Origin of the sequence: Streptomyces sp. NPDC052299 (assembly GCF_040679335.1) — a bacterium.
Classification (GTDB): Bacteria; Actinomycetota; Actinomycetes; order Streptomycetales; family Streptomycetaceae; genus Streptomyces.
In genome coordinates this window covers 92,614-102,225 of sequence record NZ_JBFAUP010000024.1, presented here as the reverse complement: position 1 = coordinate 102,225, position 9,612 = coordinate 92,614, and the positions used below count along the sequence as shown (strand labels likewise).

The 9,612-nt window shown below is 70.8% G+C and carries 7 protein-coding genes; 1 reads left to right on the top strand and 6 read right to left on the bottom strand.

The features are described 5' to 3' along the window. From AB0L33_RS30945 to AB0L33_RS30925, 5 genes are all read right to left on the bottom strand, one after another. Positions 1 to 799, bottom strand: a 799-nt coding sequence (locus AB0L33_RS30945; RefSeq protein WP_365686676.1) for a sigma-70 family RNA polymerase sigma factor, incomplete at its 3' end; no start/stop codon positions are given. 168 nt (positions 800 to 967) lie between these two features. Further along, the gene (locus AB0L33_RS30940) at positions 968 to 3,097 is read right to left on the bottom strand and encodes a glycoside hydrolase family 6 protein (protein ID WP_365686675.1); all 2,130 of its coding nucleotides are present in this window, start codon (positions 3,095 to 3,097) and stop codon (positions 968 to 970) included. A gap of 139 nt (positions 3,098 to 3,236) precedes the next feature. After that, positions 3,237 to 3,566, bottom strand: coding sequence for a hypothetical protein (locus AB0L33_RS30935; protein WP_365686674.1), 330 nt, complete (start codon positions 3,564 to 3,566; stop codon positions 3,237 to 3,239). Next, on the bottom strand, positions 3,563 to 6,322 hold the full coding sequence (locus AB0L33_RS30930) for a glycoside hydrolase family 48 protein (RefSeq protein ID WP_365686683.1): 2,760 nt from the start codon (positions 6,320 to 6,322) through the stop codon (positions 3,563 to 3,565). The genes AB0L33_RS30935 and AB0L33_RS30930 overlap by 4 nt, the downstream gene beginning before the upstream one ends. 186 nt (positions 6,323 to 6,508) lie before the next feature. Continuing rightward, a complete protein-coding gene (locus AB0L33_RS30925) occupies positions 6,509 to 8,047 on the bottom strand; it encodes an endo-1,4-beta-xylanase (RefSeq protein ID WP_365686673.1) in 1,539 nt (512 codons plus the stop codon). A gap of 891 nt (positions 8,048 to 8,938) precedes the next feature. Here AB0L33_RS30925 and AB0L33_RS30920 point away from each other — a divergent pair. Continuing rightward, positions 8,939 to 9,418 (top strand): diadenosine tetraphosphate hydrolase, encoded by a 480-nt coding sequence (locus AB0L33_RS30920; protein WP_365686672.1) that lies wholly within the window; start codon positions 8,939 to 8,941, stop codon positions 9,416 to 9,418. Here AB0L33_RS30920 and AB0L33_RS30915 read toward each other — a convergent pair. Next, complete coding sequence (locus AB0L33_RS30915) at positions 9,402 to 9,560, bottom strand: hypothetical protein (RefSeq protein ID WP_365686670.1); 159 nt, start codon at positions 9,558 to 9,560, stop codon at positions 9,402 to 9,404. The genes AB0L33_RS30920 and AB0L33_RS30915 overlap by 17 nt on opposite strands. Between the last annotated feature and the right edge of the window lie 52 nt (positions 9,561 to 9,612).

The window sequence follows — 9,612 nt, the reverse complement described above, 5'->3', positions numbered from 1 at the left end:
ACCTCGGCCGCCGGGGCGCCCGTCCCGCCGCCCCGGCCACCGCCGGCGGGACCAGCGCGAGGCCCACGAGCAGGCCCTCGGCCGGCACGAGGCCCGAGCCGAACCCCGAGCAGACCGTGCAGCCGCGCGCGTGCCGTGCGATGCGCTTGCGCCACAGCGGCGAGGGCGCCCCGTCCCAGCCGGTCAGGATGTCGTCCAGCAGGACGCACCGCGGCTGCGCGGCCAGCGCCCCCACCACCACGCGGGCGGTGTCCAGCTGCGCCTTCATCCGCTGCACGCGGACCGCGGTGTGCTCGGGCGAGAGGTTCATCGCGGTGGCCACCTCGGCGCGGGTCAGCTCGCCCGCCGCCTCCAGCCACCACAGCGAGAGCAGCGCCCGGTCGTCCTCGTCCACCCACCGGGTCGCCTCGGCGACCTGGCGGCGCTGCCCGGACAGCCCGAGCCGCAGGATCGTCACGTCCACGAAGTCCGCCGCCGGGTCGACCCGGTCCTGGTCGGGGGCCAGTGGCTCCACGGGGATCGCGGCGGACTGCCGGTCGCGCCAGTGCCCCCGTATCTCGTTCATCGCGATGGCCACCAGCCAGGAGCGGAAGCGCTCCGGATTCCGCAGGCCGGGCAGGGCGCGCAGCATGCGCAGGACCGTCTCCTGCACGACGTCGTCCACGTCCGCGTGGCCGTTCAGCGCGCGTCCGACGATGTTGTAGAGCAGCGGAAGACAGGACGCGACGAGTTGGTCCTTGGCGTCGGCGTCACCGGCCCGTGCCGCCTTGATCAACGCCCGTTCGCGGTCCTGGCCCATGCTGTGCTCACTCTTCCGGAGTCCTGTTCTGGCTTCACGCACACCTGGGAGATGCGGCCCGGCCGGAGACCATAACAAAAACCCGTCGATCACCTGTACGTAAAGAAGTCCGGCCCCACCACACAGGTGGCGGGGCCGGACGGAGTCACCGGGTCATCCGGTCACTGATCAGGGAGCGGTGCCCCAGGAGAGCGCACCGGCCGTGTACACGCCGACCTTCGAAGCGTCGGCGAACGAGGTGCCCGTGCCGTGGCTGTAGTCGTCCGCCTCGTTGAAGTTGGACCAGTCGCTCTTGTTCAGCCGCAGCTGCATCTCACCGGTGGAGGCGCCGGCCGCCAGGGTGCCGCTGCCGAAGGAGACCTCCAGGTAGTGGCTGGCCCCGGCCGTCGTACCGTCCGGCTTCACCGCCAGGCTCAGCTTCCCGCAGCCCAGGACCGCGTAGTCGCACGAGGTGCCGAAGGTGGAGGAGCCGGACTCGGGGGTGAACCAGTAGCGCAGCTTCACCGTGGACAGGTCCACCGCCGTGCTGCCGGTGTTGACCAGCTGGAGACCGAACCGGATCTGGTTGTCGGTCGCGGAGGAGTCGTTGTTCTTGTACTGCACCTTCAGGGAGCCCGTTCCGGTGCCACCGCCCGCCGAGGTGGTGACGGAGAGGGCCGAGGAGGCCGCCGAGACGTTACCGGCCGCGTCCTTCGCCTTGACGGTGTAGCTGTAGGCGGTCGAGGCCGACAGACCCGAGTCGGTGTACGAGGTGGTGGAGGTCGAACCCACCTTGGTGCTGCCCCGGTACACGTCGTAGCCGGTGACCGCCTTGTTGTCGCTCGACGCGGTCCAGGACAGCGAGACGCTGCTGCTGGTCTTCGCCGTGGACGTCAGACCCGTCGGCGCGGTCGGCGCCTGCGTGTCGTCATCGCCACCACCGGGGTTCTCGCCGCTGCCGTCGATCGGCGGGTAGGCGTTGCGCACCAGCTCCTGGAACTGCGCGGAGAACCAGTGACCCGCGACCGGCGCGTTCGGCAGGGCGCCGGACATGCTGTTGCCGTTGCGCCCGTTGCCCTCGTAGGTCGGGTCGCACATGCGGTCCCAGCCCTTGCCCTCGTCGTTCTCGACGGGCTCGCTGTTGCCGTCCGACTCCCCCGGGGGCTTCGCCCACACGTAGGCGTCGATCCCGGCCTCGGGGGCGGCGGTGGGCCGCTCACCGATGCCCGCACCGCTCTGGTTGCACCAGTTTCCGGCGTGGATGCGCCGGTCGACGCGGCCGCCGTTGACGTAGTCGTCCACGCTGGTCAGCGGGCCCGCGGAGGTGGGCCGGTCGTCGCCGCCCCAGCCGTTGCGCGCGGTGTCGATCAGCATGCCGATGTTGGAGTTGAAGCCCTGGCCGACCAGCTGGGTGCGCAGTGCCTGGGCGAACGTCAGCTCATCGGTGTAGTAGTTCCAGTCGATCCACTTGGACTGGCGCACCGTGGTGCCGTTCACCGTGTCGGTGATCTTGAAGTTCGGCTCCTTGAGAGCCGAGTAGTTCGCCGTGTTCACGATGAACCCGGCGACGTCGTTGACGGTGGCACCCTCGGAGGTGGCGGCCTTCTTGAACTCCAGGCCGGCCGGGGCCATGTTGCTGTCCCAGCCGAGCCAGCCGTGGTGGGCGGCGTCGATGTAGTTGTAGACGTTGGGAATGGCACCCAGGGTGTGCAGGGCGTAGCCGACACCCTTCTCGTAGTTGCCGTTCGCCTTCATCGTCGCGCAGTCCTCGGTCGAACCGGCGGTGCCGCCCGCGTTGGTGACGATGTTGGGAAGCGAGTCGGGCTCGATGATCGTGACAATGCGCAGGTTCGCGTACGCCGGGTCGGCGAGGATCTCGGCGATCGGGTCGATGTATTCGTTCTTGTAGCGGTCGAGCTCCGTGGGGCCGAGCTCGCCCTGGGAGGCCAGGGCCGCACAGTCACGACCCGGCAGGTCGTAGATGACGACCTGGAACAGGTCCGCACCCTGGGCGAGGGCGGTGCCCAGGTGGTCGCGCAGGCTCCGCTTCCCTTCCGTGCCCTCGATGGCCGCGATGCGGTCCATCCAGACGAAGGAGGGGGTGTCGGCGATGGCCGCGCCGCCCGGCTCGGCCTTGGCCAGGGCGGACCAGTCCGGGTTCACATATGCCTTGGCGCCCACGTAGGGGTTGTCGACCCGGGCCGCCGCCGCGTCGGCGGTGGTGGGGATCGCCACCGCCAGCGCCGCGCCCATGGCCAGGGCGGAGGCTGCGGCCAGCCTCCGGCGCAGACCTTGCTTGATGGTGCCTCTGGTACTCATTGCGGCTCCGTGCTCCTCTCGTACGCCCGCGGAGGCTCTCCGTGGACGGGTTCATGGGGGGTGTGCCCGATGGCGGGCTGAGCGGGGTGAGTGTGTGGCCCGCCATCGGGAGTGGTGGGGTGACCGGCGGGCCGGCCGGTCAGGGGGTGGCGCCCGAGGACAGGGCGCCGTTGACGGACACCCCGACCTTCGAGGCGTCGGGGAAGGCCGTGCCCGCGGCCAGGCTGTGGTCGTCCGTCTCGTCGAACGGCGACCAGCCGGACTTGCTGAGCCGGCACTGTTCGCTGTCCGAGTCCCACTCGTTCTGCTGGTAGAGGTATTCCCGGCCGCGCAGTTCGGTGGTGCCCCGGGGCGTGCAGTCGGTGACCGGCGACGCCGAGGCCGATGGCGTGCCGGTCAGCATCGACGCGGCGGCCAGGACCAGGGCGGCGGCCGTCCCGGCCAGCGCCGGCAGCGGGCGGACTGTCACGGCTCGACGCCCCAGGCGAGCGTGCCGGCCACGTAGGCGCCGACCTTGGAGGAGTCCGCGTAGGAGGTGTTGGTGGCGCGGCTGTAGTCGTCCGCCTCGTTGAAGTTGGACCAGTCGCTCTTGTTGAGCCGCAGCTGGATCTCACCGGTCGAGGCGCCCGCCGCCAGCGTGCCCGCGCCGCCGGTGAACCCGACCTCCAGATAGCGGTCGGCACCGGTCTTCGGGCTGGAGACGGCGACCACCGCGTGCGTGATGGTGGACGAGCCGAGCGCCGCGTAGTCGCAGTAGGTGCCGAAGGTGCTCGGTCCGCCGTCCGCGGTGAACCAGTACCGGACCTTCACCGTCGACAGGTCGACGGGCGCGCTGCCGGTGTTCACCACCTGCAGGCCCATCCGGATCTGGTTGTCCGTCGCGGAGGAGTCGGTGCTCTTGTACTGCACCTTCACCGCGCCGGTCCCGGTCGAACCACCGGTCTTCGTCTTGGCGAGGACCGCGTCCGACAGCGGCGAGGTGTTGCCGCCCGCGTCCCGTGCCGCCACCGCGTAGGTGAACTCGGTGTTCGCGGCGAGCCCGGAGTCGGTGAACGTCCGCCCGGTCGCGTTGCCCGCGAGCACCCCGTTCCGGTACACGTCGTAGCCGGTCACCGCGACGTTGTCGGTGGACGCGGACCAGGAGAGCGAGACGCTGTCACTCGTGGTCGCGGTCACCGTGAGCCCGCCCGGTGCGGTCGGCGGCTCGGTGTCGCCGCCCGGATCACCGCCGCCGCCCTCCACCAGCAGCTCCGCGTAGATCGCGAAGGCCAGGGCGAGCGCGGCCTGCGCCCAGAAGCGGTGGTACGTGAACACGGGCGCGTCCCCGCCGTCCAGGTACGCCTGCACCTTCGGCCAGTCCGGGTCGTCCTTGTACCAGCTGCGGATGCCGATGAACGTCGCACCGGACCGGATCGGGTCGCCGTTGGGCATGGTGCCCGTCCAGCCCGACGGGATGTACACCTCGTCGTCGAACCGGTTGTAGTCCAGCCGGGTCTCCGGCACCGAGATGCCCTTGTCGGTGGTGTTCAGCGCCATGGCGTCCAGCAGGGCCTTGGCGAGGGCCGCCGCGTCCTCGTCGCCCGACTTGGCGGCGTAGTAGGTGAGCGTCTTGACGTACGCGGCGCCCACGCCGACGTCGTTGGCGTAGTCCACCACGGAGACGTGCAGACCGGCGTTGTCACCGGGCGACGCGGCGTTCCAGGTGTCGGGCTGTCCCGTCCAGTTGAGGGTGGAGGGGAAGCGGTAACTGCCGTCGGCGCCGATGGTCGTCTCGCTCGACGCCCAGGCGACCCACTTCGAGAGCACGGCCTCGGCGGTCGCGTTGCCGGTCACGTAGTAATAGGCGGCGACGCGCTCCATGCCCCACGCCTGGAAGCCGAACCAGTTGTTGCTCGCCGGGTCGTGGTACACCGGCTGCCAGTCGTACGCCATCCCGTAGAAGGTGGGCGTGCCGGCCGGGGGCGCGCTGTAGCTGCCCTCCCAGCTGTTGGTGCAGCCGCCCGCGAGGGCGCCCTCGCTGGACTGGAGCCAGGTCAGGAACTCCAACTGCCGGGTCAGGCTCTTGGACCAGTCCGACTTGGCCGTCGCGGACTTCGGCGTCAGCGAGGGGACGTTGGACAGTGCCCACGCGGCGAGCGGGTTCTGGTAGCCCTGGTGCGAGGCGCTGTCACCGATGCGCCAGGCCCAGCCGCCGCCGGTGCCGGCGGACCCGCCCCACGCGTAGTACCAGGACAGCAGGTAGTGCTGGGAGTCCCTGCCGGAGGCGGCCGGGCAGGAGTTGGGGTCCGTGCAGTCGCCGATGCGCTTGAAGTACTTGTCGAACATGGCGTAGCGGAGGTAGTCGCCCATCTTGGCGGCCTTCGCCACCGAGGCCGCGACCTGGCTCTCCTTGCCCTGCTCCGAGGCCCAGCGGTACGCCCAGTAGGCCGCCTGCACCGCGCGGGCGTCGGCGTCCGGCGCGTTGGTGTACTTCCACTGCTTGGCGTAGCTGGAGTCCCCGACGAACAGGTCGAGATACCCGTTGGGGCCGCCGTACTTGAAGAGGTCGGTGGTCGGCTGCGGCACGGTCTCCCAGACCGACTCCTGCGCACCGCGCTGGTAGGTGTTGATGAAGGAGGCGCCTGCGCCCGGCCCGGACTCGCTGCCCGTCCCCGGCTTGTTGCCGTAGCCGTAGACGTTGTCGAGGTCCATCAGCCAGTGCATACCGTAGATGTCCATCGTCCCGTAGGACGAGGCGAGTTCGGCCGAGAGCGGGTCGCTGCCCACCGGCACCGAGCCGTTCATCGCGGAGGGGTAGCCGCTCGGCAGCGGGTGCTCGGCCGCGAAGGTCGCGGGTGCCGACGGCTTGTACGAGTCAGTGGTGGGCTGGTCCGCGTGCTGCGGGATGATGGTCTTCTCCGCGACCGCCCAGGCCGCGTTGAACGGCGCCCAGTCACCGGTCACCCTGCCGTACGCCGCCTCCAGCCACATCCAGAAGCTGACGGCCTCCGACGTCGTCTGGTGGCCGTGGTCCGGCGCCTCGACCATCAGGGTCTCGACCGAGTGGTACGGGAGACCGTCGGGGCTGAAGTAGCCGTTCGCGGCGTCCTTGATCTTGCCGTACTGGGTGAGGAACGCCTGCGTGTACGGGTCGTCGCCGGCGGCGGCCGAGCGGGCCCCGGTACCGGCCTGCGCCGAGGCGGGGGCGGCGATCGCGGTGCCCTGGGCGAGGCCGAGGGCCAGCACGCTGCCGCCGAGGGCGCTGCTGAACGTTCTACGTGATATCGACACAAATCCTCCAGTGGCGGGTGTCGTCGAGGGGGAGGGGAGGAGGGGAAGAGGTGGGGACGGGGTGCGGCGGATGCGCGGAAGGGTTCTACGGGTGGGGGTTGTGCGGGGAGGGCGGGGGCTGAGCGGGGCCCCGGCCCTGGATCAGGGCTCGATGCCCCAGACGAGTTCGCCGCCGACGTAGACGGTGACCTTCGAGGCGTCCGCGTACGAGGCGCCGGCGCCGTGGCTGTAGTCGTCGGACTCGTCGAAGTTCGACCAGTCCGTCTTGCTCAGGCGCAGCTGCATCTCGCCGGTCGACGCGCCGGGGGCGAGGGTGCCGCTCGCGAAGCCGACTTCGAGGTAGTGGTCGGCGCCGGCCTTCGGCGTGCTCGCGGCCACCACGCGGTGCGTGATCGAGGAGCAGCCGATCGGCGACCAGTCGCACCAACTGCCGTACGTGGAAGCGCCGTTGTCGCCGGAGAACCAGTAGCGCACGGTCACCGCGGGGAGGCTGACCGGGGCGCTGCCGGTGTTCACGAGTTGGAGGCCGGGCTTGATCTGGTTGTCGCCGGCGGAGCTGTCGTTGGCGCGGTACTGGGCCTTGAGCGTGCCGGGCGTACCGCCGTCGTCCCCGCCGCCGTCGCTCTCGTCGCCGAGTGCGGTGCGCACGGCGGCATAGGCGGGCTTGGGGGACAGGTTGTCGTCGTACAGATTGGCCGCGCCCTCGCCCGGGAAGGTGCTCGGCACCCAGGAGTACTTGTCCGTGTAGTCCCAGACCGTGATGCCGACACAGCGCTCGACGGCGAGGCAGGCGTCGACCACCTGCGCGTAGTACGAGGACTGGGTGGCGAGCTTGGTGGCGTCGGCCGGAAGCTGTATGCGCACGTCAAGCTCGGTGACGGCGACGTCCAGGCCCAGATCGGCGAACCGCTGCATGTTCGCCTGCATCTGGTACGGGAAGCCGTACTGGGTCGCCAGGTGCGCCTGCATCCCGACCCCGTCGAGCGGCACGCCCTCGGCGAGCAGATCGCTCACGAGGTCGTACATCGCGTCGCTCTTCGCGCCCTTGCCCTCGACGTTGTAGTCGTTGATGTAGAGCTTCGCGTCCGGGTCGGCGGCGTGCGCCGCGCGCAGGGCCTTGGCGATGAAGTCCTTGCCCATGGCGTTGTAGAACGGGCTGGTGCGGAAGGTCCCGTCCTCGTTGAACGGTTCGTTCACCACGTCCCAGGCGGCCACCTCGCCGCGGTAGTGGGTGGCCTCCGCGGTGATGTGGTCGGTCATGGCCGTCTCCACCTCGGCGAGGGGCAGTGAGCCCACCCAGCCGGGCAGCTGGCTGTGCCAGACCAGGGTGTGCCCGCGCACGGTCTGGCCGTGTTCCTGGGCGAAGTCGGTGATCACATCGCCCTTGGTGAAGTTGAACTGGCCGCGGGTGGGCTCGGTGGTGTCCCACTTCATCGAGTTGCCGGGGGTGATCTGCCCGAACTCGGAGCCGAGTTTCGCCGCGTAGGCCGCGTCGGGGAGCTCGGGGTTGTCGGTGGCGGAGCCGAAGTACTTGCCCTGGGCTGCGGCGAGGTCGTGCAGTGTGTCCTGCGACGCGGCCGACGCCGGCCCGCCCGCCAGGCCGGTGGCCAGGGCGAGGGCGCCGACCACGAGGGCCGGGAGCCCCGGGCGGCGGGGCCTACAGCGCTTCACCAAGCTCATGACAAACGCCTTCCTCTGCCAGGCAGCGTGGCACGTCACGGGGAGCGCGGCTGCGCCCCGTAACGCCCTTGCGGCTCAACGGCGTTGGGGGAGAGGGGGAGGGGGTGGAGTGTGCAAGTCTTGATTGTGGGAGCGCTCCCAAGGTGGCGTGGCGACAGGCACCTGTCAAGAGTTAAAGCGCAACTGGCTTACGACGGTGTGAACGCGGCCACACGTCGAACGGACGCCTCACGCGGCGGAGTTGACGGCCGGGTAACCGTGGGTCACCCCGCCCCGGGAGTCGCGCCGCCACGTCTGCGGAGACGTTCGCAATCGCATGCGCGGGCCGCGTGCGCGGCCGGGGATCGCTGCCCGATGTTCGCCTGCGTGGTCACCGAAGGTAACGCACACCGCTGTTGCGGTGACGGGTGTCACGCCGCACCCGGCGACGGCAAAGCGCCAGGGCAGCGCCGCGTCCCGTGGTCGGAGGGTGCATCCCGGAACGGCGCGTCCGGCCCCGACGGCGCGGGGCGCCCGCGCTGCGAAGCGGACGGTGAGTGACAGGAGAGGCGGCAGTGACCGGCAGACGCACACGTGTGTTTGCGGCGTTCGCAACGTCGCCACCGGAGGTGAGGTGTGGGTGCCGCGGCTCCCCCGCCGGGGCTTGCGGTTCGCCGGGTGCCCGGGCGTGGGTGCCGCGGCTCCCCCGCCGGGGCTTGCGGTTCGCCGGGTGCCCGGGCCCGTCGTGGAGCGCGGCGGCCCGGCAGGCGCGGTCACCGTATGCGCTGGTTCATCTGCGCGTAACCCCGCCTGGATCGCCGTACGCCGGGCCCGGGCAGCGCATGGGAGCGCTCCAGCACGTGCCGTCGGGGCCGGTCGCGCGCGGGCCGGGCGCGGGTACAGTCGGCGACCATGACGGACGACTGGCGGAAGGACCGGATCGGCTCCGCGCTCCGCGGCGGGAACCCCACGGTCCTCCGGAGACTGGAGGCGGGGTTCGCCGTGATCGGGGACGTTCAGTTCCTGCCGGGATACTCCGTGCTGCTGGTGGACGATCCCGCCGTACAGCGGTTGTCAGAGCTCTCCCACCCCCGGCGGCAGGCGTTCCTGGCCGGCATGGACGCCCTCGGCGAGGCCGTGGAACGCGCCTGCCGACGGCTGGACCCCGCCTTCCGGCGCGTCAACCTGGAGATCCTCGGAAACGCCGACCCGTTCCTGCACGCACACGTGTGGCCCCGGTACGACTGGGAGCCGCCGGAGCTGGTGGGCCGGCCGGTGTGGTTGTACCCGGCCGAGCGGTGGCGGGACGGGCGCCATGCGCTCGGCCCCCGGCACGCCGCCCTGCGTCGGGCCATCCGGGAAGAGCTGGACCGCGTCACGTCTCCCGCGTAGCCGCCATCCCGATCGTGATCAGGCCCAGGATCACCCAGCCGAACCAGAGCCAGCCATTGCTTCCCAGGGCCACCGTGTAGGCGGTCACCGCCACCAGGGCGCCGGCGGTCAGCATTCCCATCGTCCTCGTGGATCCGGACATGCGCGCACCCTCCTCGTCGGCCGCGCGGCCGTAAAGGCCATCGTCACCCGAA

Excerpts from the sequence above, each read along its gene's own strand:
- AB0L33_RS30940 (WP_365686675.1), bottom strand. The coding sequence starts at position 3,097 with ATGAGTACCAGAGGCACCATCAAGCAAGGTCTGCGCCGGAGGCTGGCC.
- AB0L33_RS30925 (WP_365686673.1), bottom strand. The coding sequence starts at position 8,047 with ATGAGCTTGGTGAAGCGCTGTAGGCCCCGCCGCCCGGGGCTCCCGGCC.
- AB0L33_RS30920 (WP_365686672.1), top strand. The coding sequence starts at position 8,939 with ATGACGGACGACTGGCGGAAGGACCGGATCGGCTCCGCGCTCCGCGGC.
- AB0L33_RS30915 (WP_365686670.1), bottom strand. The coding sequence starts at position 9,560 with ATGTCCGGATCCACGAGGACGATGGGAATGCTGACCGCCGGCGCCCTG.